Raw genomic sequence first — 23,212 nt, forward strand, 5'->3', positions numbered from 1 at the left:
GGCAGCCTCTATTCGGCTGCCAAGGCGACGGGTATGTCCTCTTCCGGCCGACCCACGCTGATGTAGCGGAAACCGTGCTGCGCTATGAACTCGCGCCGGTAGACGTTACGTAAATCGACGAGGAGAGCCGCCTTCATAAGGGTCCGGAGGCGAGGAAAATCGAGGGCGCGAAACGCGTCCCACTCCGTGACGAGAACCAAAGCATCCGCGCCGGCCGCCGTATCATAGGCGTCCGTGCAGTAGGTCACGTCGGAGAGGCAGGCCTTCGCAGCTTCCATGCCTTCGGGATCGAAGGCCCTGATCGTGGCGCCGGCATCCTGGAGCCCCTGGACGATCGAGATCGCCGGGCTGTCGCGCATGTCATCGGTGTTGGGCTTGAAAGTCAGGCCGAGCAACGCCACCGTCTTGCCGCGCACGTCACCCCCCATGGCGCGCACGATCTTACGCGCCATGGCGCGCTTGCGCTGGTCGTTGATGGCGACCGTCGTTTCGATGAGGCGCAGCGGACTGGCATAGTCCTGCGCCGTCTTGACGAGCGCCAGGGTATCCTTGGGAAAGCACGAGCCGCCATACCCCGGGCCGGCGTGCAGGAACTTCGAGCCGATTCGATTGTCGAGGCCGATGCCGTGCGCCACGTCCTGCACGTTGCTGCCCACCGCCTCGCAGAGATCGGCCATCTCGTTGATGAACGTGATCTTCATGGCCAGGAACGCGTTCGAGGCATATTTAATCAGCTCAGACGTACGCCGGGCCGTGAACATCAGCGGAGCCTTGTTCAGGTACAGCGGCCGGTAAATCTCCGTCATGACCGCGCGCGCCCGCTCATCCTCGATGCCGAGGACGATGCGGTCCGGACGCTTGAAGTCCTCGATGGCCGCGCCTTCACGCAGGAACTCCGGATTGGAGACGACAGCGACATCGGCTTCAGGGTTCGTCTCGCGGATGATGCGCTCGACCTCGTCGCCCGTGCCGACCGGCACAGTGGATTTGTTGATCACCACGGTGAAGCTGCGGATGTTGCGCGCGATGTCGCGTGCAACGGCATACACGTAAGACAGGTCGGCGTGCCCGTCGCCGCGGCGCGAGGGCGTTCCGACCGCTATGAAAACCGCCTCCGCCGATTGCATGGCGGCATCAAGATCAGTCGTGAATAGCAGACGGCGAGCTTCGCTGTTCCGCGCGACAAGCTCGTCGAGACCGGGCTCGTAGATCGGGATAACGCCCTTCTTAAGGGCTTCGATCTTGCGCTCGTCGCTGTCGACGCAGGTCACCTCATGCCCAAAATCGGCAAAGCAAGCGCCCGACACCAGCCCCACGTAGCCGGAGCCAACAACAGCAATACGCATTTTCCAAGCTCTCCCTTACCGGTCACGATCCCAGCGATACTCATCGCATCCCGCCGGCGCAAGGTCCACCGGAGCAGTCGCTCATCCACCGAAACGCGCTTGGCGCAAAAAGGATCGGGCCCTCGCCTCGCCGGCTCGCCTACCTCATGAGCAACTTTCGATTCTCTGCTTCGGCCACCCGGCCGTCAGACTTCGGAAAGAAGCCGACGGCCGTGCGCCGCACGTACCCGGATAAAGCGGAAAAGGCGCCGCTGGCGCCTCGGCTTGCCGGGTTGCCGCGATATCTTAGAAGTTATGCTTGATCGTGCCGCGAACGGTGAGATCCTCGGCCGGCTTATCCACCACGGGGTCGGACGGCTTGCTGTCGTTCGCCCCATAGAGAAGCTCAAGGCCGAAATCCATCTTCGGCAAGACGCCGAGCTTACCCAGGCCCGGAATACGGACCTCGGTTCCGGCGCTGCCGCTATCCTCTACTCTCGGCGCGGAGAAATCGAGTTCCTTCTCCGCGGGAGCCGACGACTTAGCGTCAGACGGCGTGGGCATGGCCGGGGCCGGGGCACCCTGCTCCTGGAAGGCAAGGGCCGACGGGCCGGCGAGCCCCAGCACCATTCCCAATCCAATGTAGCCCAGCAACCGCATTGCGTTCCCCAGAGTGCCTGTCTTCGTGTCAGCGAAGATGAGGCCTTGGATTGCACCTGACAAGAATGAACCCGCGCCCGTACGCCCGGAAAGACGTTTCCGCCCATAGGTGTGGTTTGCTTGCCATGTGTCTCGCAAGGCACATTTGCATCGATTTGGCTTGCCGCTCCCACGTTCCCCGGCAGTCACTTGATATGGCCATATTTTCGCCCATCACCCTGCGTTGGGGCGCCGAGTCTCGAGGTGCACATATCCGCACCACGGGACTCAAGAGGACCCAGTTTGCGCGGCCAGCACCTCATGGTCTCGTTCGCCTCGCCACCAATAAATCGCCAGAATCACCCGGCTCGGAGCGGCGCGTTAACGTTTCCGTAACCGTTTGCGGCAAGACTTCGTTAACCCTTTCCAACGCGCCGTCCCATGCCCGATCCTCATAGCTTTGCCGCCGCGATGACGTCATCCCTGAACGATGCACGCAACGATACGGGGCGCATGGCCTTCTGCGGCCCCTACGTGCTTTCTGCGATCACGGGCTATCCGATCAGCAAGGTCGAGACCGCGGTCAATGCCTACCGCAACCTGCCGCCGGACCTGCGGTTCCGTGTGAAGGGTACGTACGCCGACGAAGTCGAGGGGGCACTCGCTGTCTACGGCTACGAGATGACGCTCAAAGAGACCTTCATGCATCTCGAGCGCAAGAAGCGGCCGACGGTGTGGACCTGGATGCAGAAGCCGCGCAACGCCTGGGCCCACTACATCCTCGCCATCCATAAGGGCAAGGAAGGCCATTGGATCCTGATCAAGGGCGTCAAGATGTGCGACACGTTCACGGAGGGCCGCTGGACGTTCGTCTGCGACGGCCCGCACCGGGGCGCGCGCATCATGGAGGTGTTCGAGGTGCGCAAGTCTCTGGCGCTATGACACGGCACCTGCCGCCGGGTGTCTGATGCCCTGCGAGCGGCCATCGGAACACGCCGCATCTTTACGAAAAACGGCCCCGCGCGATGCACGAGGCCGTTCCGAATTCTTCATCGATTCGAACGCGACTTACGCGTTCTCTTCGGCTTCCTTGCGGGCCGCGTCGCGGGCCTTGTCCTCGGCGCCCTTGACCGACGTGTCGCGGTCGACGAGCTCGATGACGGCGCGCGGCGCGCTGTCGCCATAGCGGAAGCCGGCCTTCAGCACGCGCGAATAACCGCCGGCGCGGTCCTTGTAACGGGGGGCGAGCACATCGAACAGCTTCTTCACCTGGTCCTCGTCACGCAGGCGTGCGATCGCGAGGCGGCGCGAGTTCAGATCCCCGCGCTTCGCCAGCGTGATGTACTTGTCGATCACGCGCTTCAAGTCTTTGGCTTTGGGCAGCGTGGTGACGATCTGCTCGTGCTTGATCAGAGCAGCCGCCATGTTCGAGAACATGGCCTGGCGATGCGCGCTATCGCGGTTGAAGCGGCGGCCTAGCTTCTTGTGTCGCATATCTTTTCTCTTTCTCTACCGGTTGTTACGGGGAGGTTCTTCGGCCTCACCTCGGTTCGTGGGCAGCGAGGCGGCAGGTGTCCCCTGCCGCCTCGCGCCAAATCAATACTGGTCCTCGAAGCGCTTCGCCAGCTCCTCGATGTTATCCGGCGGCCAATTGGGCACCTCCATGCCGAGGTGCAGCCCCATGCCAGCCAGGACTTCCTTGATCTCGTTGAGCGACTTCCTACCGAAGTTCGGCGTGCGCAGCATCTCGGCCTCGGTCTTCTGGATGAGGTCGCCGATGTAGACGATGTTATCGTTCTTGAGGCAGTTCGCCGAGCGCACGGAGAGCTCGAGCTCGTCGACCTTCTTCAGCAGGGCGGCGTTGAAGGCGAGTTCCGGATGGCGGCTCTCCTCGACGGCCTTCTTCGGCTCCTCGAAGTTGATGAACACGGCGAGCTGATCCTGAAGAATGCGCGCAGCAAGCGCGACCGCATCCTCAGCCTTCACCGAGCCATCGGTGTCGATGGTCATCGTCAGCTTGTCGTAATCGAGGATCTGGCCTTCGCGCGTGTTCTCCACCTTGTAGGAGACCTTGGTCACGGGCGTGTAGAGGCTGTCCACGGCAATCAGGCCGATCGGCGCATCGTCGGGACGGTTGCGCTCGGCGGGCACGTAGCCCTTGCCCATGTCGGCCGTGAACTCCATACGGATCTGCGCGCCCTGGTCCAGGTGGCAGATGATGTGCTCGGGGTTCAGGATGTCGACGTCGGAACCGGCCTCGATGTCGCCGGCCTTGACCGGGCCGGGGCCTTCCTTCTTCAGCACCATGCGCTTCACACCTTCCGAGTGGATGCGCAGTGCAATTTCCTTGATGTTGAGGACGATGTTGGTCACGTCCTCACGCACGCCGGGAATCGACGAGAACTCGTGGAGCACGCCGTCGATCTGGACGGTCTTGATCGCAGCGCCCTGAAGCGAGGAGAGCAGAACGCGGCGCAGCGCGTTGCCGAGCGTCATGCCAAAGCCACGCTCGAGCGGCTCGGCGACGACGGTGGCCGTGCGCGTGCGATCGCGGCCCGGGTTGATCTCAAGCTTCGAGGGCTTGATCAGGTCTTGCCAGTTCTTTTGAAGTACGTTCGTCACGGGGGGTCCTCGTAGCGGTTCTCGGCGCCGCCTCGCCCTAGAGCGGCACGCTTCCAACAGAGGATGGGCTCGGAGCCGGAGGCGGGAGCGTGGCGCCGCTTGATCACCCGCCCAGGGATGACCCGAGCCCGCTTAATCTTAAACGCGGCGGCGCTTGCGGGGGCGGCAGCCGTTGTGCGGGATCGGCGTCACATCGCGGATCGAGGTGATCTGAAAGCCCACGGACTGAAGCGCGCGGAGTGCCGATTCGCGGCCAGAGCCCGGCCCGCACACCTCGACCTCGAGCACCTTCATGCCGTGCTCCATCGCCTTCTTGCCGGCGTCCTCAGCAGCCATCTGCGCCGCGAACGGCGTCGACTTACGCGAGCCCTTGAAGCCCATGGTGCCGGAAGACGACCAGGCCAGCGTGTTGCCCTGGGCATCCGTGATGGTAATCATCGTGTTGTTGAACGAGGCGTTGACGTGCGCAACGCCGGAAGAAATGTTCTTCTTCTCCCGGCGGCGAACTTTCGTGCGTGCCTGATCTTTCGCCATGAAATCGAAACTCCTCATGCCCGGCGCGCGGGCCAAATGCTACGGCCGGCAAGCGGCCGAAATTGCTATCTGAACGCCCTTAGGCCTTCTTCTTGCCGGCGATCGGCTTCGCGGGGCCCTTGCGGGTGCGCGCGTTGGTGTGGGTGCGCTGGCCGCGAACCGGCAGGCCCCGGCGGTGGCGGAGGCCACGGTAGCAGCCGAGATCCATGAGGCGCTTGATGTTCATGGCCACGTCGCGGCGGAGGTCGCCCTCGACGACGTAATCGCGGTCGATCGTCTCGCGGATCTGCAGCACCTCGGCGTCCGTCAGCTGGTTCACGCGCCGCTCGGCCGGAATACCGACCCGGCTGCAGATTTCCTCAGCGAACTTAGGCCCGATGCCATGGATATACTGAAGCGCAATCTGAACACGCTTCTGCGTCGGGATATTCACACCAGCTATGCGGGCCACTTCCGTCTCCTGGGGGCTTCTTCATCGACCGCGAGGCGGCCTCATTCATCTGATTTTCAACGCGAAAACGCGGACCGGCCGCATCCAGGCGAAGTTCGCCACCCGGAGCAGGCCTCCCGTTCCATCATGCTCGAAAGCGCGGTGTTGTAGCGTAGTCATACTAGGCCGTCAACCTGCGCCTTGTTCTTGTGACATCTTTTCCAGACCTGAACCGCCGGCGTCGAGCACGCCGTCGATCTGGCTGGCCACCTCATCAATCGGCGCCATGCCGTCGACGGAGTGCAGTTTGCCCTGGGCAAAATAGTAGCCGATGAGCGGCGCCGTCTCCCGGTAGTAGGCAAGCAGGCGCGTCTTGAGAGCCTCGGCGTTATCGTCGGAGCGGGGCGTCCCGCCGGCGGCGATCGTATCGCTGGCCCGCTTCTCGATGCGCGACGCCAGCGCCTCGTCGTCAACCTTCAGCTCGATCACGAGGTCGAGGCCGGCGCCCTTGGACGCGAGCAGCTTGTCGAGGGCCGCCGCCTGCTTCAGCGTGCGGGGAAACCCATCGAGGATGAACCCGCGGGCGCAGTCCGGCTCGGCAATGCGGTCAGAGATGATGCCGATCACGATGTCGTCGGACACGAGGCCGCCGCTCTTCATGATCGACTCGGCCTTCCGACCAATCTCCGTTCCGGCCTTCACGGCCGCGCGCAGCATGTCTCCGGTGGAGAGCTGAACGAGGCCCCGGCGCCGGGCAAGCGCCTCGGCCTGGGTGCCCTTACCGGCACCCGGAGGACCTAAAAGGATGAGTTTCATCTACGCCCCCCACGCGACGTCGCGCCACGAAGCTTCGCCTTCTTGATCAGTCCCTCGTACTGGTGCGCGAGGAGATGGCTCTGGATCTGGGCCACCGTGTCCATCGTGACGCTCACCGCAATGAGCAGGGACGTGCCGCCGAAATAGAACGGGATTCCCGCATAAGCGGTCAACATCTCGGGCATGACGCAGACGGCGGCGAGGTAGATGGCACCGACAACGGTGATGCGGGTGAGGACATAATCGATGTACTCCGCCGTCTTGTCACCAGGACGGATGCCGGGCAGGAAGCCGCCGTGCTTCCGGAGGTTATCGGCCGTATCCTTGGGATTGAACACCACCGCCGTATAGAAAAAGGCGAAGAACACGATCAGCGCGACGTAGATCGCGAGGTGGAGCGGCTGGCCGGCACCGAGCGAGGCGACCAACGCCTGCAGCCACTCCGGCCCGCCGCCCTGGGCAGACGAGAACTGCGCGGCCGTGATCGGCAGCAGAAGCAGCGACGAGGCGAAGATCGGCGGAATGACGCCCGACGAGTTGAGCTTCAGCGGCAGGTGCGAGGCCTCGCCCTGGAACATGCGGTTGCCGACCTGACGCTTCGGATACTGGATCAGCAAGCGGCGCTGTGCGCGCTCGATGAACACGATGGCGCCCACGACAGCGAGCATCAAGACCACCAGCGCCAGCAGGAGGAAGGTCGAGATGGCACCCGTGCGGGCCATTTCAAAGAGGCCGATGATGGCGGACGGCGCGCCCGCCACGATACCGGCGAAAATAATCAGCGAAATGCCGTTGCCGACGCCGCGCTGCGTGATCTGCTCGCCGAGCCACATCAGGAACATAGTGCCGCCCACGAGGGTGATGACCGTGGTGGCGCGGAAGAACCAGCCCGGATCAGCGACGACTGCGCCCGCCTGCGAACTCGAGCCCTCGAGGCCGATGGCGATGCCGTAGGCCTGGAACGCGGCCAGGATGAGCGTGAGATAGCGCGTGTACTGGTTGATCTGCTTGCGGCCCGATTCGCCCTCTTTCTTGAGGGCTTCGAGCTTGGGCGACATCGAGCTCATGAGCTGCATGATGATCGACGCCGAGATGTAGGGCATGATGTTCAGCGCGAAGATCGCCATACGCTCGACGGCGCCGCCGGCAAACACGTTGAACATGCCGAGAATGCCGGACGACTGGGCGCGGAATGCTTCTGCGAAGGCGCCAGCGTCGATGCCGGGAATCGGAATGAAGGTTCCGAGGCGATAGATGACCAGGGCGCCAAGCGTGAACCAGATCCGGTTCTTCAAATCCTGGGCCTTGGCGAAGGCGCCAAGGTTGAGATTTGCGGCAAGCTGCTCGGCAGCGGAAACCATCTCGTTTTCTCCCGGCTCTCTGTTGAGCCCTCATACCTGGTGGCCAACGGCCACCGTGTCGAGCCCCTCTCGCCTCTCCCGGCGTTGCCCTGGGCTTTATCGATCGCGACGCGAAACGCAAGCCTGGCATCCAGGGTGCGCGAGTGGCGCTCCACACGACCCTGGGGCGCTTTGCAGCCCCACGGACCGGCGTATCCCCCACAAGACGGCCTTAGAGCGCGAGCGGCGTCCACGATCGTCACCGTGGAGCCTCCTCAAATACCCTGCTCTTAAGCCTTCTTCGCGGCGCCTTTCTTGGCTGCCGTCTTCTCGCGCTTCGCCACGTCGGCCGCCAGCACCTTCTTCTCGATCAGGCTGACGGTGCCGCCCGCCTTCTCGATCGCGGCCTTGGCCGTAGCCGTGGCGTGGTTCACGGTCAGCTCCAGCTTGGCGGTGATCTCGCCAGAACCAAGGATGCGCAGGCCGTCCTTCGGGCGACGCAGGATGCCGGCGTCGACGAGTGCCGTCACATCCACCGGCTGGCCGGCCTTGAGCTTACCCTCATCGACGGCCTTCTGCAGCGCGCCGACGTTGATCTCGTTCCAGTCCTTGCGGTTCCACTTGTTGAAGCCGCGCTTCGGCAGGCGGCGATGGAGCGGCATCTGGCCACCCTCGAAGCCGCCGATGGCCACGCCCGAGCGCGCCGTCTGGCCCTTGCCGCCGCGTCCGCCCGTCTTGCCGACGCCGGAGCCGATGCCGCGGCCGATGCGCAGGCGGCCCTTGCGGGCGCCGGGATTGTCCTTGATGTCGTTGAGCCGCATTTTGCCTCAAGCTCCTTGTTCGTCTTCAGCAGAGCGCGATCCGCGCAGAGACCCTAGGGGTCTTCCGCGCGCCGCAACTCACGCCTTATCCGCCTCGTCCACGATACGGACGAGATGGGGAATGCTGTTGATCATGCCACGCACAGCCGGCGTGTCCTCGAGAACGCGGCGGCGATGCAGCTTGTTGAGACCGAGACCGATCAAGGTCTTGGTCTGGATCTCCGGCCGGCGGATCGCGCTCCGGTACTGTTCGACCGTGATCGTGTTCTTGGCTGCCATGTGTCGGTCCCTTCTCGAATACCTTGCGCCGCTCGGCGATCGGCACCGCCTCCTCGCGGAGGCGTGTCCGATCAAGCCTCGGCGGCGATCTCGGCTGCCGATCCGTCGCGCCGGCGGGCGACGATCTCGGAAACCTTCTTGCTGCGCCGCGCGGCGACGGAGCGCGGGTTCTCCTGCTCCCTCAGCGCATCGAACGTAGCGCGCACGACGTTGTACGGGTTGGTCGAACCCAGCGACTTGGCAACCACGTCCTGAACGCCGAGCATCTCGAACACGGCGCGCATGGCACCGCCCGCGATGATCCCGGTACCCGCCGGAGCGGAGCGCAGGACGACCTTGCCCGAGCCGTGACGGCCCGCGCTGTCGTGATGGAGCGTGCGGGCGTCGCGAAGAGGCACGCGGACGAGGTTGCGGCGCGCCTGCTCGGTGGCCTTGCGGATCGCCTCCGGCACCTCACGGGCCTTGCCATGGCCGAAGCCAACCCGGCCCTTCAGGTCGCCGACGACCACGAGTGCCGCAAAGCCGAAGCGCTTACCGCCCTTCACGACCTTGGCGACGCGGTTGATATGGACCAGCTTGTCCGAAAACTCGCTGTCGCGCTCATCGCGCTCGCGCTCCCGGCCCCGGTCTCTCGATGCTGGACGTGCCACTATCAAATTCCTTTCATCAGAAGCTCAGGCCGCCCTCGCGCGCGGCGTCGGCGAGTGCCTTGACACGCCCGTGATAGAGATAGCCGCCGCGATCGAACACAACCGAGGTGACGCCAGCCTTGAGAGCCCGCTCCGCGACGAGCTTGCCAATGGCAGCGGCCGCGGCCTTGTCGGCGCCGGTCTTCATGGATCCGCGCAGATCCTTCTCGAGACTCGAGGCGGCGGCCAGCGTCTTGCCGCCAGCGTCGTCGATGATCTGAGCATAGATGTGCTTCGAAGAGCGATGCACCGATAGACGCGGACGCCCAACGGCGTGGGCCTTCAGCGTGCGGCGTACACGGGCGCGGCGCCTTTCGAACTGATTGTCTTTCTTGGCCATGGCCTCGGTCCTACTTCTTCTTGCCTTCCTTACGGAAGACGTGCTCGCCCTTGTAGCGCACACCCTTGCCCTGATACGGCTCCGGCTTACGCGAGGCGCGGATCTCGGCGGCAACCTGGCCGACGAGCTGCTTGTCGATGCCGGATACGGTCACGAGCTCCTGCTTGGCGCCGGCAACCTTAACCTCGACACCAGCCGGGATCGTGTGCTCGACCTCATGGCTGAAGCCGATCGACAGCGTGAGCTTGTCCTTGCCCTTGAGGGCCGCCTTGAAACCGACGCCGTGGATCTCGAGCGTGTGGGTGTAGCCCTCGGTCACACCGACGATCAGGTTCTCCACCATCGAGCGCGACATGCCCCACATGGAGCGCGCACGCTTGGTGTCCTCGACCATCGACAGCTCGATGCTGTCAGCGGTCTTCTCGATCTTGATTTCCTCGGGCAGCGTGAAGGAGAGCTCACCCTTGGCGCCCTTCATGGTGACCGTCTGCCCGTTGACCGTCGCCGTGACGGCGGCGGGTACGGGAACCGGCTTCTTTCCGATGCGTGACATGGGTCTTGTCCTCGCGATACCGGCCGCAGCCGGCATCCTTCGCTAGAATACGTTGCAGATGATCTCGCCGCCGACGTTCTCCTCCTTGGCGCGCGCATCCGACATCACGCCCTTGGGCGTGGAGAGGATGGCAACACCGAGGCCGTTGGCGACACTCTTGAGGTCGCGGACGGGCGAGTAAACGCGCCGGCCGGGAGTCGACACGCGGCTGATCTCCTTGATCGCCGGCTGGCCGTTGAAATACTTGAGCTCGATCTCGAACACCGGCTGATCACCCTTCTGCTCCACCCGCGTGTAGCCGCGGATGTAGCCTTCCTCGACGAGAACGTCGAGGACGCGGGCGCGCATGTTCGATGCGGGCGTCACGACCTTGGGACGGCGGCGGAGCTGCGCATTGCGGATGCGCGTCAGCATATCGCCGATGGGATCATTCACTGCCATGAGCTTCCACCCCTTCTTACCAGCTCGACTTGACCATGCCGGGGATCAACCCCTGCGAGGCCAGCTCCCGAAGCTGGTTGCGGCACATTCTAAGCTTGCGGTAGTAGCCACGCGCGCGGCCGGTGATCTCGCAGCGGTTACGCACACGCACGAGCGCGCCGTTGCGCGGCATCTCGGCAAGCTTGAGGCGCGCGGCGAAGCGCTCCTCCGGCGGAAGCTTGAGATCCTCGGCGATGGCCTTGAGACGCTTCCGCTTCGCAGCGTGCTGCGCGGCAAGCTTCCGGCGCCGGTTATTCTTCTCGATGGAACTGGTCTTAGCCATTCATATCCTCCAAAGGCCTTTCGGGTCCCGATCCGGGTTGGCCGAGGTCCTCTAGCTGCGGAAAGGGAAGTTGAAGCTGCGCAGCAGCTCGCGCGCTTCGTCGTCGGTCTTGGCCGAAGTGCATACGATCACGTCGAGGCCCCACACCTGATCGACCTTGTCGTAATCGATCTCGGGGAACACGATGTGCTCCTTGAGACCACAGGCGAAGTTGCCGCGGCCATCGAAGCTCTTCGGATTGAGCCCGCGGAAGTCCTTCACGCGCGGCAGCGCGATGGTGACGAAGCGGTCCAGGAACTCATACATGCGGTCGCCGCGCAGCGTCACCTTGCAGCCGAGCATCATGCCCTCGCGCACCTTGAAGGTGGCGATGGACTTGGTGGCCTTGGTAAGGATCGGACGCTGACCGGCAATGAGCGCGAGATCGGACGCGGCATTGTCGACCTTCTTGCGGTCGGCGGTTGCCTCACCCACGCCCATGTTGATCACGATCTTCTGGATCTTCGGGATCTGCATAGGATTGGCGTAGGCGAACTTCTCAAGAAGCTGCGCGCGCACGACCTTGTCGTAGTGCGTCTTGAGACGCGGCCGGTAATCGGCGGGACGCGGCTTCCACTCGCGCGGAGCGGCGCTCGTCTCGGCGGCCCGCGCCGATCCGGCGTCCTTGCCCTTGCCGCCGGCCTTCGCCTTCTGCGGTTTCTCTTTGTCGGCCATGGCTTAGTTCTTCTCCCGGATGATCTCGCCCGAGCGCTTAGCGAAGCGGACCTTCTTGCCATCCTCCAGGATGCGGAAGCCGACACGGGTCGGCTTGCCGTCCTTCGGGTCCTCGATGGCGAGGTTGGAAATCTGAATCGGCGCCTCTTTCGAGATGATGCCGCCTTCCTGCGATGCGGTCTGGCGCTGATGGCGGCGCACGATATTGATGCCCCGCACGAGCGCGCGGTTCTCCTTCGGACGCACCTGGATCACCTCGCCGCGCTTGCCTTTGTCGCGGCCGGTGAGGACGATCACGCTGTCGCCCTTCTTGATCTTAAGCGAGGCCATTTAGAGCACCTCCGGCGCAAGCGAGACGATCTTCATATGATTCTTGGAGCGCAGCTCACGGGTTACCGGCCCGAAAATGCGCGTCCCAATCGGATCGCCCTGGTTGTTGATCAGCACGGCGGCGTTGCTGTCGAAGCGGATGAGCGAGCCATCGGGGCGGCGCACGCCCTTGGCGACCCGCACGATCACGGCCTTCATCACCTGGCCCTTCTTGACGCGCCCCTTCGGAATAGCCTCCTTCACGGACACGACGATCGTGTCGCCGATGGTGGCGTATTTGCGCTTCGAGCCGCCCAGCACCTTGATGCACTGAACGCGCCGTGCGCCCGAATTGTCGGCGACGTCGAGATTCGTCTCCATCTGGATCATCGCACCGTCTCTCTTCCTGCCGCGGACCCCGCGGCGTCAAAATTCTGCTTGGCTTCTTGAGCGACGCTCCCGAAAGACGCGCCGCCGAATTCTCAAATCTTCTCCAGCGCAACCCAGCGTTTCAGCCTGGAGATCGGCGCGGACTCTTGGATCTCCACGCGGTCGCCTTCCTTGAAGGCGTTATTCTCGTCGTGGGCGTGATACTTCTTCGTGCGACGCACCGTCTTCTTGAAGAGCGGATGCGTGTAGCGGCGCTCCACCTCGACGACAATGGTCTTGTCGTTCTTGTTCGAAACAACCACACCCTGCAGGACGCGCTTCGGCATCGTTCTCTCTCCTTACGCGCCGGTCTTCGATTTGTCGGAAGCCTTCGACGAGGACCCGCCCCGCTTCTGGCCGGCAAGCGTCAGCACGCGCGCGATATCGCGGCGAACCTCGCGCACGCGCGAGGTGTTCTCAAGCTGTCCGGACGCCTTCTGAAAGCGCAGGTTGAACTGCTCCTTCTTGAGCTTGGCCAACTGATCGTCGAGCTGATCGAGCGTCATGCTCCTCAAATCACTCGCTTTCATCGTCGTCATCCCTATCCTCGCCCGCGCCCCGGCCTCAGCCGATGCGCGTTACAATGCGCGTCTTGATCCCGAGCTTCGCGGCGCCGAGCGTCAGCGCCTCGCGCGCCACCTGATCGGGGACGCCGTCGAGTTCAAACATGATGCGTCCAGGCTTCACCCGCGAAACCCAAAGCTCGATGCCGCCCTTGCCCGAGCCCATGCGGACCTCGGCCGGCTTCTTGGTCACCGGCACGTCGGGGAAAATGCGGATCCAAACGCGGCCGGCGCGCTTCATGTGGCGCGTGATGGCACGGCGCGCGGCCTCGATCTGGCGCGCGGTGACGCGCTCGGGCTCCACGGCCTTGAGCCCGTGCGAGCCGAAGTTCAGCGACGTGCCGCCCTTCGCAGCGCCGTGAATGCGGCCCTTGAACTGCTTGCGGAACTTGGTTTTCTTCGGTTGCAGCATGGATCTTGTCCTTCAGCCCTGATCAGGCCGTCTCCTGTCCTTCACGGCCAGCCTCGCCACCGCGGGGTCCGCGCGGGCCACGGCGATCGCGACGGTCACCGGCGCCGTCCTCACGACGGCCACGGCCGCCCGACCCGTCGCCGGCTCCTTCCGTCGCACGGCGCTCGGACGCCATCGGGTCGTGCTCCATGATCTCACCCTTGAAGACCCAGACCTTGATGCCGATGGTGCCGTACGCCGTCTGCGCGACGCCGTAGCCGAAATCGATGTCGGCGCGGAGGGTGTGCAGAGGCACGCGGCCTTCGCGATACCATTCCGTGCGCGCGATCTCCGCCCCGCCGAGGCGGCCCGCAACGTTGATGCGGATGCCGACGGCGCCTGCACGCAGCGCCGTCTGCACCGCGCGCTTCATGGCGCGGCGGAATGCGACGCGGCGCTCGAGCTGCTGGGCGATGTTCTCGGCGACGAGCGTCGCGTCGATATCAGGCCGCCTCACCTCAAGCAGGTTCAGATGCACTTCCGACGCCGTGAAGCGCGACAGCTCGTTGCGCAGCTTCTCGATGTCGGCGCCCTTCTTGCCGATCAGCACACCCGGCCGGGCCGTGTGCACGGTGACGCGGCACTTCTTGTGCGGGCGCTCGATGACGACCTTCGAGATGCCGGCGGCGCGCTGCATCTTCATGATGTGGGCGCGGATGGCGCGATCCTCATGAAGGAGCTTGCCGTACTCGCCCCTGCGGGCGAACCAGCGGCTATCCCAGGTCCGGTTGATGCCGACGCGCAGGCCGACGGGATTGACTTTGTGACCCATTACTCGGCCTCCTTCTCAGCCGCGGCAGGCGCAGCACCAGCACCGGCGCCCTTACCCTTGGCCCGCTTGGCCTTGGGCTCCGCAGCCACTTCCTCAGTCTCGCGGACCACCACCGTGATCTGCGAGAACGGCTTCCTGATCGAGAAGCCACGGCCGCGGCCGCGCGCCGCGAAACGCTTCATGACCAGGTTCTTGCCGACATATGCCTCGGATACGATCAGCGCATTGACGTCGAGATCGTGGTTGTTCTCGGCATTGGCGACGGCGCTCATGACGCACTTCCGCACGTCCTGAGCGATCCGCTTCCGCGAGAACTCGAGATCCGCCAGCGCGCGATCGACCTTCTTGCCACGGATCAGACCCGCAACGAGATTCAGCTTCTGCGGCGAGACGCGAAGGTTCTTCGCGACCGCACGCGCCTCCTTGTCGGAGAGGCTCCGTTCCCGGCTCGGCTTGCCCATCACTTCCTCATCGATGCTTTCTTGTCACCGCCGTGGCTCTGGAACACGCGCGTGGGCGAGAACTCGCCAAATTTGTGCCCGATCATGTCCTCGGTGACGCTCACCGGGATATGCTTCTGGCCGTTGTAGACGCCGAACGTCAGCCCGACGAACTGGGGCAATATCGTCGAGCGACGGCTCCAGGTCCTGATGACCTCATTGCGGCCCGACGCACGCACCTTCTCCGCCTTCTTGAGGAGGTAGCCGTCGATAAACGGGCCTTTCCATACTGCGCGTGTCACTCTCGTATCTCCTCGATCGTCTGCCCGGCTTACTTGCTCTTCGAGCGGCTTCTGACGATGAACTTGTCCGTCTGCTTGTTCTTGCGGGTCTTGAAGCCCTTGGTCGGCTTGCCCCAAGGCGTCGCCCAGTGCTTACCGCCCTTGGTGCGGCCGCCGTTGGGATGATCGATCGGGTTCATGGCGATCGAGCGCACGGTCGGACGGATGCCCTTCCAGCGCGAGCGCCCGGCCTTGCCGATCACCTCGTTGGTGTGATCCGGGTTCGAGACGGCGCCGACCGATGCCATGCATTCAGCCCGCACCTTGCGCGTCTCGCCCGAGTTGAGCTTCAGGATCGCCCAGCCGGAATCGCGCCCCACGAGTTGCACAAACGCCCCAGCCGAGCGGGCGATCTGACCGCCGGCACCGGGCTTCAGCTCCACGTTGTGCACGATGGTCCCGATCGGCATCGACGACAGCGGCATGGCGTTGCCGGGCTTCACGTCGACCTTCTCGCCCGAGACCACGGAGTCGCCCACGGCCAAGCGCTGCGGCGCCAGGATATAGGAGAGATGGCCGTCCGCGTATTTGATCAGCGCGATGAACGCCGTGCGGTTGGGATCATACTCGAGCCGCTCGACCGTCGCCGCGATGTCGTGCTTCCGACGACGGAAGTCGATCAGGCGGTAGGACTTCTTGTGCCCGCCGCCGATGTGGCGCGTGGTGATGCGGCCGTCGTTGTTGCGACCGCCGGTCTTGTGCCGGCCTTCGGTCAGCATCTTGATCGGCGCGCCCTTCCAGAGCTGCGCGCGGTCGACCTGAACGAGCTGCCGGAGACCCGGGGATGTCGGACGGTATGTCTTCAATGACATTGTGGATCTCCCTTAAAGGCCCGTCGTGACGTCAATCGTTTGGCCTTCCTCGAGCGTCACGATGGCCTTCTTGACATCGCTCTGGCGTCCGCGAATGCCGCGGAAGATCTTCCGCTTGCCCTTGCGCACGAGCGTGTTCACAGCCTTGACCTTGACGTCAAAGAGACTTTCGACAGCGGCCTTGATATCGGTCTTGGTGGCACCCTGGGCGACCTTGAAGATCACCTGGTTCGCCTCCGAGACCTGCGTGGCCTTCTCCGTGATGACCGGAGCGAGGATCACATCGTAGTGCTTCAGCTTGACCATCACTTCGCCTCCGCGACTTTGGCCTTCACATCGGCGAAGCGAACATCGAGCGCTTCGACAGCGGCCTTGGTCAGCACGAGCTTCTCGCGACGCAGGATGTCAAAGACGTTGATGCCGGCGATCGGCAGCACGTCGATGTGCGGAATATTGCGCGCGGCGCGAGCGAAGGCGTCGTCGAGGGCGGCGCCGTCGATGATCAGCGCGCTCTTCCAGCCAAGGGTCGCAAACTGCTTCTTCAGCGGACCGGTCTTGCCGTTTTCGGAGCGCGCCTCGGACAGCACGACGATCTCGCCGGCCTTGGCTTTTGCCGAAAGCGCATGACGCAGCGCCAGAGCGCGCACCTTCTTCGGCAGGTCGATGGCATGGCTCCGCGGCTTCGGCCCGAACGCCTTGCCGCCGCCCCGCCACTGCGGCACGGACTTGTCCCGATGGCGAGCACCGCCCGTGCCCTTCTGCTTGTACATCTTCCGGCCGGTGACCGAAACCTGTGAGCGGTCTTGCGTCGCGTGCGTGCCGGCCATGCGCTTCAGCTGCTGCCAGCGCACCATGCGATGCAGAATGTCCTTACGCGGCTCAAGCCCGAAGATGGCATCGGCGAGCTCAATCTCGCCGGCCTCTTTGGCCTCGAGCGTGGTGACGGTGGCTTTCATCACGCCTTCTCCCTATTGGCCGGCTTGAAGGCGCCGGGGGCCGGCGCATCAGCGTGAGGCTTCTTCTTCACCGCATCGCGCACGATCACCCAGCCGCCCTTGGAACCGGGAACAGCGCCGCGGATCATCAGCAGGCCGCGCTCGGCATCCGTCTTGACGATGACGAGGTTCTGCGTCGTTACGCGCTCGTCACCAAGATGGCCGGCCATCTTCTTGCCCTTGAACACCTTGCCGGGGTCCTGGCGCTGACCGGTCGAGCCGTGGGAGCGGTGGACGATCGAAACGCCGTGAGACGCGTTCATGCCGCCGAAGTTCCAGCGCTTCATGACGCCCTGGAATCCCTTGCCCTGGCTCGTGCCCGTCACGTCGACGAACTGGCCCGGGACGAAATGGTCGGCGGTGATCTCGGCGCCGACCTCGATCAGGTTGTCGGGGCTGACGCGGAACTCGGCAAGCTTGCGCTTCGGCTCGACGCTGGCGACAGCAAACGTCCCGCGCTCCGACTTGGTCAGGCGCGAGGGCTTCCTGGTGCCTGCGCCAACCTGGATCGCAGTGTAGCCATGCTTGTCGGCCGTGCGCTGCGCCAGCACCTGCAGCTTCTCCAGCTTCAGGACCGTCACAGGAATGTGCTCGCCCGCTTCGGTGAAGATGCGGGTCATGCCGACTTTCTGTGCAATCACTCCGGAACGCATGTCTCGCATTCCTTCCTTCATCATTCGCCGCCTAGGGATGAAACCGCCCGGCGCGGCATCCTCTAGAGCTTGATTTCCACATCCACGCCCGCGGCCAGGTCGAGCTTCATCAGCGCATCGACCGTTTGCGGAGTGGGATCCACGATATCCAACATGCGCTTGTGGGTGCGCATCTCGAACTGCTCGCGGCTCTTCTTATCGACGTGCGGAGAGCGGTTGACGGTGAAACGCTCGATGCGAGTCGGCAACGGGATCGGACCCCGCACCTCCGCGCCGGTGCGCTTCGCCGTGTTCACGATCTCACGCGTCGACGCATCGAGAATTCGATGATCGAACGCCTTGAGACGGATGCGGATGTTCTGGCCGTTCATTATCCTGACCCGCTAAATGAGGAGAAGCGCCCTTCGCTCGGCGTTGCCGCCGGCCTCACGAGCGCCTCTCTTCTTTCCTTGTTACTCTACGATCTTCGTGACGACGCCAGCGCCGACCGTACGGCCGCCCTCGCGGATGGCGAAGCGGACCTTCTCCTCCATGGCGATCGGCGAGACGAGCTCGACTTCGACCGCAATGTTGTCGCCCGGCATCACCATCTCAGTGCCCTCCGGCAGCGTCACGACGCCGGTGACGTCGGTCGTGCGGAAGTAGAACTGAGGACGGTAGTTGGAGAAGAACGGCGTGTGACGGCCACCTTCCTCCTTGGTGAGGATGTACGCCTCAGCCTTGAACTTCTTGTGCGGCTTCACGGAGCCTGGCTTCGCGAGCACCTGGCCGCGCTCCACCGAATCCTTATCGATGCCGCGCAGGAGGCAGCCGACGTTGTCGCCAGCCTCGCCCTGGTCGAGCAGCTTGCGGAACATCTCGACGCCGGTGACGACGCACTTCTGCGTGTCGCGGATGCCGACGATCTCCACTTCCTCGCCGACCTTCACAACGCCGCGCTCAATACGGCCGGTGACGACGGTGCCGCGGCCCGAAATCGAGAACACGTCTTCGATCGGCATCAGGAAGGGCTGATCCTTCGGACGGTCGGGGAGCGGGATGTAGGTGTCGAGAGCGTCGTAGAGACGGATGATCGCCTCGTCGGCCAGCTCGCCCTTCTCGCCGTTCAGAGCCTTGATGGCAGCGCCGCGGATGACGGGCGTGTCGTCGCCCGGGAACTGGTACTTCGAAAGGAGCTCGCGCACCTCCATCTCGACGAGATCGAGAAGCTCGGGATCATCGACGATGTCGCACTTGTTGAGGAACACGACGATGCGCGGAACGCCGACTTGGCGGGCGAGCAGGATGTGCTCACGCGTCTGCGGCATCGGGCCGTCAACAGCCGACACGACGAGGATCGCGCCGTCCATCTGTGCGGCGCCGGTGATCATGTTCTTCACGTAGTCGGCGTGACCCGGGCAGTCGACGTGCGCATAGTGACGGTTCTCCGTCGCGTACTCGACGTGCGAGGTGGCGATCGTGAGAATCTTCGTCGGGTCGCGGCGGCCCTGGCTCTCGGATGCCTTGGCGACGTTGTCGTAGCTGATTGCGGTCGACGTCCAGCCGCGATCGAAAGAGACCTTCGTCAGAGCTGCGGTCAGGGTGGTCTTGCCGTGGTCGACGTGACCAATGGTGCCGACGTTGCAGTGCGGCTTCGTGCGCTCGAATTTCGCTTTGGCCATCGTTGGCTCTCCTTAACTCGTTCGTTCAATTCCTGCCGGTGGAACCGGATTTTTTCGCCTCAGCCGGGGCACCCGGCTCAGGCATATTTCGCCTTCACCTCGTCCGCCACGTTGCGCGGCACTTCTGCATAGTGCGCGAACTGCATCGTGTAGGACGCACGCCCAGTCGACATCGACCGGAGCTGGCTGACATAGCCGAACATGTTGGCCAGCGGAACGAAAGCCCGGATCACGGTCGCGTTGCCGCGCATCTCCTGGGTGCGGATCTGACCGCGCCGTGAGTTGATGTCACCGATGATCGAGCCGACGAAATCGCCCGGCGTCACCACCTCGACGTCCATGATGGGCTCGAGGATCTTGATGCCACCCTTGTCGCAGCCTTCCTTCATGGCTGCGCGGGAGGCGATCTCGAAGGCGATTGCAGACGAGTCCACCTCGTGGAAGCCGCCGTCGAACAGTGTCACCTTCATGTCGACGATCGGGAAGCCGATGAGCACACCGGAATCCCACACCGACTTGACGCCCTTCTCGACGCCCGGGATGTACTCGCGCGGAACCGCGCCACCCACGATCGTGCTTTCGAAGAGGTTGCCCTTACCGATCTCGTTCGGCTCGAGCCGGAGCTTCACGCGCGCGAACTGACCGGTGCCGCCGGTCTGCTTCTTGTGCGTGTAGTCAATCTCCGCCGGACGCGCCAGCGTCTCGCGATAGGCGACCTGCGGCTGACCGACGTTGGCATCGACGTGATAAGTCCGCTTCAGGACGTCGACCTTGATGTCGAGATGAAGCTCGCCCATGCCCTTCAGGATCGTCTCGCCGCTCTCCGGATCGATGGAGACGCGGAAGGATGGGTCCTCGACCGACATCGTGTTGAGCGCGATCGCCATCTTCTCCTGGTCGGCCTTGGTCTTGGGCTCGATCTTGAGATTGATGACCGGCTCGGGGAACTCCATCCGCTCGAGGATCACGGGATGCGCCGGGTCGCACAGCGTCTCGCCGGTGCGGGTGTCCTTGAGGCCCTGCAGCGCGACGATATCGCCAGCGAAGGCTTCCTTGATCTCCTCGCGGTCGGCGGCGTGCATGAGATACATGCGCCCCGCGCGCTCCTTCTTGTCACGCGAGGTGTTCGCGAGCGCCATGCCCTGCTCGAGCTTGCCCGAGTAGATGCGGCAGAAGGTGATCGAGCCCACGTGCTCGAAGCTCATGATCTTGAAGGCGATCAGCGACAGCGGCTCGCTATCCGACGGCTTGCGCAGAAGCTCGTTGCCGGTCTTCGGATCGATGCCCTTGTAGGCTTCGCGATCGCGCGGGCTCGGCAAGAAGTCCACGACGGCATCAAGCAGCGGCTGAATGCCCTTGTTCTTGAACGCCGAGCCACACAGCATCGGGTAGAAGGCGCCGGTGATCGTTCCCTTGCGGATCAGCTTGCGGAGCGTGTCAGCGTCGGGCTCCGTACCCTCTAGGTACGCTTCCATCGCCGCGTCGTCCATCTCGACCGCGGCCTCGATCATGAGGCCGCGCGTCTCGAGAGCCTTGTCGAGAAGATCCGCCGGGATCTCCTCTTCCTTCATCGTCGAGTCCTTGCCGTCGCCGTCCCAGACGATGGCCTTCATCTTGATCAGATCGATGACGCCGCGGAAGTTGGCTTCGGCACCGATCGGAATCTGCACGGGCACCGCACGCGCGCCGAGCTTCTCCTTGAGGTCAGCGACGCACATGAAGAAGTCAGCACCGGTCTTGTCCATCTTGTTGGAGAAGATGATGCGCGGCACGTTGTACTTGTCGCCCTGGCGCCAGACGGTCTCGGTCTGCGGCTCGACGCCCTGGTTCGAGTCCAGCACGCACACAGCGCCGTCGAGCACACGCAGCGAGCGCTCGACCTCAATCGTGAAATCGACGTGACCCGGCGTATCGATGATGTTGAGGCGATGCCTCTTGTTGTTCCGATCCACCCAGAAGCAGGTCGTCGCCGCGGACGTGATCGTGATGCCGCGCTCGGCCTCCTGATCCATGAAGTCCATCGTGGCAGCGCCATCATGCGTCTCGCCCATCTTGTAGGATCGGCCAGTGAAAAAGAGGATTCGCTCGCTCGTCGTGGTCTTCCCGGCATCAATGTGAGCCATGATGCCGAAGTTGCGATAATCCTCGATGGGGTATTGGCGGGCCATGCGCGTGCCTCAGAGCTTTCCCTTTGAGCCTCGGTTGCCGTCTGGCAACCCTTCGGCTTACCAGCGGTAGTGGGAGAACGCCCGGTTGGCGTCCGCCATCTTATGTGTGTCTTCGCGCTTCTTGACGGCCGTGCCGCGATTGGCAGCAGCGTCCAACAGCTCGCCCGACAGACGCTCGACCATCGTGTTCTCGTTGCGCGAACGCGCCGCCGCGATGATCCAGCGGATCGCGAGCGCCTGGCGGCGCTCCGAGCGAACCTCGACCGGGACCTGGTAGGTCGCACCGCCGACGCGCCGCGAGCGAACCTCGACAGCCGGCATGACGTTATCGAGCGCCTGATGGAACATGGCCATCGGGTCCGACTTCGCCTTCTGCTCCATGCGCTCGAGCGCGCCATACACGATGCGCTCGGCGACGGACTTCTTGCCGTCCGACATGACAGCGTTCATGAACTTGGTCAGCACCAGATCCGCATACTTCGGATCGGGATTGACCTCGCGCTTCTCTGCACTGTGACGACGGGACATGTGTCCTGGTCCTTCGCTTCGATCTTGCCTTCCGGCTCACTCCCGGGCGAGCCGCTTTGGAACTTTAGAGATCCCGGATCCTTCCGCTCCCAAGCGGCTCGTCCGGGATACCTCTCGCGAGAGAGACCTACTTCGGCCTCTTCGCTCCGTACTTCGAACGACGCTGCTTGCGGTTCGCGACACCCTGGGTGTCGAGCACGCCGCGCAGAATATGATAACGAACGCCGGGCAAGTCCTTGACGCGGCCGCCGCGGATCAGGACCACCGAGTGCTCCTGAAGGTTATGGCCTTCGCCCGGAATGTACCCGATCACCTCGTGGCCGTTGGTCAGGCGGATCTTGGCCACCTTGCGAAGCGCCGAGTTCGGCTTCTTCGGCGTCGTGGTGTAGACGCGCGTGCAGACACCGCGCTTCTGCGGGCACCCTTCCATGTGGCGCGACTTCTCGCGGTAGACCTTCGGGCTCCGGGGTTTCCGGATGAGCTGTTGTATCGTCGGCATCAAGCGCCCCGTTTCTCGTTCGGCTCCAGACCGTGCTCTGGATCGTTCTGGCGCCGCGCGTCCGAGGGATGAGCGCATGCACCACGCGAAACCTGCCGAGCCCCGGAGACCCGGAAGCCTGGCACGGAAAAAACCAGAGGATCATCGACTTGCCCTTCGGCTCGCCGGCGATCTTGGTCCGAAAATGTCCTCTGCTTTAGGGACGGCAGCGTTTAGGCTGGAGCGCAGGAGCGCAAAGATGGCCTACCACCTACCGTGAGAGTGGCGTTCGTATAACCATTTGTGGATTCCCGGTCAACACCTTGCGGGCATACTTTTCGCGTGTCATGGCCGCGGTGGGACATAGTAGGCGATAATCGGCGGGGTCCCCGGGGAAAATACGGGTGCTTTTCGCCCGAATACCGCCGTTTATCATAGGAATGTCGCTTTTTAAGCCGAGATCGTAAAATCGCGGGGTGGCTCGGTCGGCGAGGGTGCGACCGGCCTGATGTTTTGGTGTTTTCTCCGCTGGAGGGCGCCTTGCCTTCTAACCTCGACTCGGCCGCGCCTCGAGGCCTCCTTGGTGGCGTCCCGCGTGCCAGCCTGGAGCAGGGGGCCTTCCTACTTCTCGGATTTTTCCTTCTGGCCGCCGTTCCGGGCGGCTTGCTTTTCGGAGCTTGGGGAGTTGCTGCGGCTGCTTTCCTTACGGCCGCTGCCCCGCTGGCGGCTCTCCACCTGCCGCCGGAG

At 63.8% G+C, this 23,212-nt stretch carries 33 protein-coding genes and 1 pseudogene; 1 reads left to right on the forward strand and 33 read right to left on the reverse strand.

The features are described 5' to 3' along the window. Positions 1-8 precede the first annotated feature (8 nt). Positions 9-1,346 carry a UDP-glucose dehydrogenase family protein gene (locus tag V7P99_RS00430; protein ID WP_333792841.1) on the reverse strand — a complete coding sequence of 446 codons (1,338 nt, stop codon included), beginning with the start codon at positions 1,344-1,346 and terminating at the stop codon, positions 9-11. Between the two features lie 285 nt (positions 1,347-1,631). Then, positions 1,632-1,985: a hypothetical protein gene (locus V7P99_RS00435; RefSeq protein ID WP_333792842.1), complete on the reverse strand. Its 354-nt coding sequence runs from the start codon at positions 1,983-1,985 to the stop codon at positions 1,632-1,634. A 420-nt stretch (positions 1,986-2,405) separates the two neighbouring features. Between V7P99_RS00435 and V7P99_RS00440 the strand changes: the two genes are divergently transcribed. After that, entirely contained in the window at positions 2,406-2,906 is a 501-nt protein-coding gene (locus V7P99_RS00440) for a hypothetical protein (RefSeq protein ID WP_333792843.1), read from the forward strand. A 126-nt stretch (positions 2,907-3,032) separates the two neighbouring features. Here V7P99_RS00440 and rplQ read toward each other — a convergent pair whose 3' ends face one another. The 31 genes and pseudogenes from rplQ to rpsL all read right to left on the reverse strand — a co-directional run bounded on the left by rplQ (position 3,033) and on the right by rpsL (position 22,486). Continuing rightward, positions 3,033-3,458, reverse strand: a complete 426-nt coding sequence (gene rplQ / locus V7P99_RS00445; protein ID WP_333792844.1) for a 50S ribosomal protein L17 — start codon at positions 3,456-3,458, stop codon at positions 3,033-3,035. 102 nt (positions 3,459-3,560) lie between these two features. Then, on the reverse strand, positions 3,561-4,586 hold the full coding sequence (locus tag V7P99_RS00450) for a DNA-directed RNA polymerase subunit alpha (RefSeq protein WP_333792845.1): 1,026 nt from the start codon (positions 4,584-4,586) through the stop codon (positions 3,561-3,563). Positions 4,587-4,724: 138 nt separating this feature from the next. Beyond that, positions 4,725-5,120: a 30S ribosomal protein S11 gene (gene rpsK / locus V7P99_RS00455; protein WP_333792846.1), complete on the reverse strand. Its 396-nt coding sequence runs from the start codon at positions 5,118-5,120 to the stop codon at positions 4,725-4,727. 79 nt (positions 5,121-5,199) lie between these two features. Continuing rightward, a complete protein-coding gene (gene rpsM / locus V7P99_RS00460; protein WP_333792847.1) occupies positions 5,200-5,571 on the reverse strand; it encodes a 30S ribosomal protein S13 in 372 nt (123 codons plus the stop codon). Positions 5,572-5,739: 168 nt separating this feature from the next. Further along, positions 5,740-6,366 carry an adenylate kinase gene (locus tag V7P99_RS00465; RefSeq protein ID WP_333792848.1) on the reverse strand — a complete coding sequence of 209 codons (627 nt, stop codon included), beginning with the start codon at positions 6,364-6,366 and terminating at the stop codon, positions 5,740-5,742. Continuing rightward, entirely contained in the window at positions 6,363-7,727 is a 1,365-nt protein-coding gene (gene secY / locus V7P99_RS00470; RefSeq protein WP_333792849.1) for a preprotein translocase subunit SecY, read from the reverse strand. Before secY ends, V7P99_RS00465 begins: the two co-directional genes overlap by 4 nt. Before the next feature lie 269 nt (positions 7,728-7,996). After that, on the reverse strand, positions 7,997-8,527 hold the full coding sequence (gene rplO, locus V7P99_RS00475; RefSeq protein ID WP_333792850.1) for a 50S ribosomal protein L15: 531 nt from the start codon (positions 8,525-8,527) through the stop codon (positions 7,997-7,999). Between the two features lie 78 nt (positions 8,528-8,605). Continuing rightward, positions 8,606-8,806 carry a 50S ribosomal protein L30 gene (gene rpmD / locus V7P99_RS00480; RefSeq protein WP_333792851.1) on the reverse strand — a complete coding sequence of 67 codons (201 nt, stop codon included), beginning with the start codon at positions 8,804-8,806 and terminating at the stop codon, positions 8,606-8,608. A 71-nt stretch (positions 8,807-8,877) separates the two neighbouring features. Then, positions 8,878-9,456 carry a 30S ribosomal protein S5 gene (gene rpsE, locus V7P99_RS00485; RefSeq protein ID WP_333792852.1) on the reverse strand — a complete coding sequence of 193 codons (579 nt, stop codon included), beginning with the start codon at positions 9,454-9,456 and terminating at the stop codon, positions 8,878-8,880. A 16-nt stretch (positions 9,457-9,472) separates the two neighbouring features. Then, positions 9,473-9,835: a 50S ribosomal protein L18 gene (gene rplR, locus V7P99_RS00490; RefSeq protein WP_333792853.1), complete on the reverse strand. Its 363-nt coding sequence runs from the start codon at positions 9,833-9,835 to the stop codon at positions 9,473-9,475. A 10-nt stretch (positions 9,836-9,845) separates the two neighbouring features. Continuing rightward, positions 9,846-10,388, reverse strand: coding sequence for a 50S ribosomal protein L6 (gene rplF / locus V7P99_RS00495; RefSeq protein WP_333792854.1), 543 nt, complete (start codon positions 10,386-10,388; stop codon positions 9,846-9,848). A gap of 42 nt (positions 10,389-10,430) precedes the next feature. After that, complete coding sequence (rpsH, locus tag V7P99_RS00500; protein ID WP_333792855.1) at positions 10,431-10,829, reverse strand: 30S ribosomal protein S8; 399 nt, start codon at positions 10,827-10,829, stop codon at positions 10,431-10,433. A gap of 16 nt (positions 10,830-10,845) precedes the next feature. Continuing rightward, positions 10,846-11,151 carry a 30S ribosomal protein S14 gene (gene rpsN, locus V7P99_RS00505; RefSeq protein ID WP_333792856.1) on the reverse strand — a complete coding sequence of 102 codons (306 nt, stop codon included), beginning with the start codon at positions 11,149-11,151 and terminating at the stop codon, positions 10,846-10,848. 51 nt (positions 11,152-11,202) lie between these two features. After that, positions 11,203-11,865 carry a 50S ribosomal protein L5 gene (rplE, locus tag V7P99_RS00510; protein WP_333792857.1) on the reverse strand — a complete coding sequence of 221 codons (663 nt, stop codon included), beginning with the start codon at positions 11,863-11,865 and terminating at the stop codon, positions 11,203-11,205. 3 nt (positions 11,866-11,868) lie between these two features. Then, positions 11,869-12,195 carry a 50S ribosomal protein L24 gene (gene rplX, locus V7P99_RS00515; protein WP_333792858.1) on the reverse strand — a complete coding sequence of 109 codons (327 nt, stop codon included), beginning with the start codon at positions 12,193-12,195 and terminating at the stop codon, positions 11,869-11,871. Further along, complete coding sequence (rplN, locus tag V7P99_RS00520; RefSeq protein WP_333792859.1) at positions 12,196-12,564, reverse strand: 50S ribosomal protein L14; 369 nt, start codon at positions 12,562-12,564, stop codon at positions 12,196-12,198. Between the two features lie 92 nt (positions 12,565-12,656). Next, on the reverse strand, positions 12,657-12,890 hold the full coding sequence (gene rpsQ / locus V7P99_RS00525; protein WP_333792860.1) for a 30S ribosomal protein S17: 234 nt from the start codon (positions 12,888-12,890) through the stop codon (positions 12,657-12,659). Between the two features lie 12 nt (positions 12,891-12,902). Then, complete coding sequence (gene rpmC, locus V7P99_RS00530) at positions 12,903-13,142, reverse strand: 50S ribosomal protein L29 (RefSeq protein ID WP_333792861.1); 240 nt, start codon at positions 13,140-13,142, stop codon at positions 12,903-12,905. A 25-nt stretch (positions 13,143-13,167) separates the two neighbouring features. Next, positions 13,168-13,578, reverse strand: coding sequence for a 50S ribosomal protein L16 (gene rplP / locus V7P99_RS00535; protein WP_333792862.1), 411 nt, complete (start codon positions 13,576-13,578; stop codon positions 13,168-13,170). 22 nt (positions 13,579-13,600) lie between these two features. After that, positions 13,601-14,389: a 30S ribosomal protein S3 gene (gene rpsC, locus V7P99_RS00540; protein ID WP_333792863.1), complete on the reverse strand. Its 789-nt coding sequence runs from the start codon at positions 14,387-14,389 to the stop codon at positions 13,601-13,603. Positions 14,390-14,469: 80 nt separating this feature from the next. Then, a pseudogene (gene rplV / locus V7P99_RS00545) lies at positions 14,470-14,850 on the reverse strand (50S ribosomal protein L22); the annotation flags it as partial. Continuing rightward, the gene (rpsS, locus tag V7P99_RS00550) at positions 14,850-15,131 is read right to left on the reverse strand and encodes a 30S ribosomal protein S19 (protein WP_333792865.1); all 282 of its coding nucleotides are present in this window, start codon (positions 15,129-15,131) and stop codon (positions 14,850-14,852) included. The pseudogene rplV and the gene rpsS, both read right to left, overlap by 1 nt. Before the next feature lie 29 nt (positions 15,132-15,160). Further along, the gene (gene rplB / locus V7P99_RS00555) at positions 15,161-15,982 is read right to left on the reverse strand and encodes a 50S ribosomal protein L2 (RefSeq protein WP_333792866.1); all 822 of its coding nucleotides are present in this window, start codon (positions 15,980-15,982) and stop codon (positions 15,161-15,163) included. A gap of 12 nt (positions 15,983-15,994) precedes the next feature. After that, positions 15,995-16,288, reverse strand: coding sequence for a 50S ribosomal protein L23 (locus V7P99_RS00560; protein WP_333792867.1), 294 nt, complete (start codon positions 16,286-16,288; stop codon positions 15,995-15,997). Beyond that, the gene (gene rplD / locus V7P99_RS00565) at positions 16,288-16,938 is read right to left on the reverse strand and encodes a 50S ribosomal protein L4 (RefSeq protein ID WP_333792868.1); all 651 of its coding nucleotides are present in this window, start codon (positions 16,936-16,938) and stop codon (positions 16,288-16,290) included. The genes V7P99_RS00560 and rplD overlap by 1 nt, the downstream gene beginning before the upstream one ends. After that, positions 16,938-17,630, reverse strand: a complete 693-nt coding sequence (rplC, locus tag V7P99_RS00570) for a 50S ribosomal protein L3 (protein ID WP_333792869.1) — start codon at positions 17,628-17,630, stop codon at positions 16,938-16,940. Before rplC ends, rplD begins: the two co-directional genes overlap by 1 nt. Positions 17,631-17,692: 62 nt before the next feature. Next, on the reverse strand, positions 17,693-18,001 hold the full coding sequence (rpsJ, locus tag V7P99_RS00575) for a 30S ribosomal protein S10 (protein ID WP_023788138.1): 309 nt from the start codon (positions 17,999-18,001) through the stop codon (positions 17,693-17,695). Positions 18,002-18,082: 81 nt separating this feature from the next. Then, complete coding sequence (tuf, locus tag V7P99_RS00580) at positions 18,083-19,291, reverse strand: elongation factor Tu (protein ID WP_333792870.1); 1,209 nt, start codon at positions 19,289-19,291, stop codon at positions 18,083-18,085. 77 nt (positions 19,292-19,368) lie between these two features. Next, complete coding sequence (gene fusA, locus V7P99_RS00585; protein WP_333792871.1) at positions 19,369-21,459, reverse strand: elongation factor G; 2,091 nt, start codon at positions 21,457-21,459, stop codon at positions 19,369-19,371. Between the two features lie 57 nt (positions 21,460-21,516). Continuing rightward, the gene (gene rpsG, locus V7P99_RS00590) at positions 21,517-21,987 is read right to left on the reverse strand and encodes a 30S ribosomal protein S7 (RefSeq protein WP_333792872.1); all 471 of its coding nucleotides are present in this window, start codon (positions 21,985-21,987) and stop codon (positions 21,517-21,519) included. A gap of 127 nt (positions 21,988-22,114) precedes the next feature. Next, positions 22,115-22,486, reverse strand: a complete 372-nt coding sequence (gene rpsL / locus V7P99_RS00595; RefSeq protein ID WP_333792873.1) for a 30S ribosomal protein S12 — start codon at positions 22,484-22,486, stop codon at positions 22,115-22,117. Between the last annotated feature and the right edge of the window lie 726 nt (positions 22,487-23,212).

The organism is Hyphomicrobium sp. (genome assembly GCF_036780825.1).
Classification (GTDB): Bacteria; Pseudomonadota; Alphaproteobacteria; order Rhizobiales; family Hyphomicrobiaceae; genus Hyphomicrobium_C.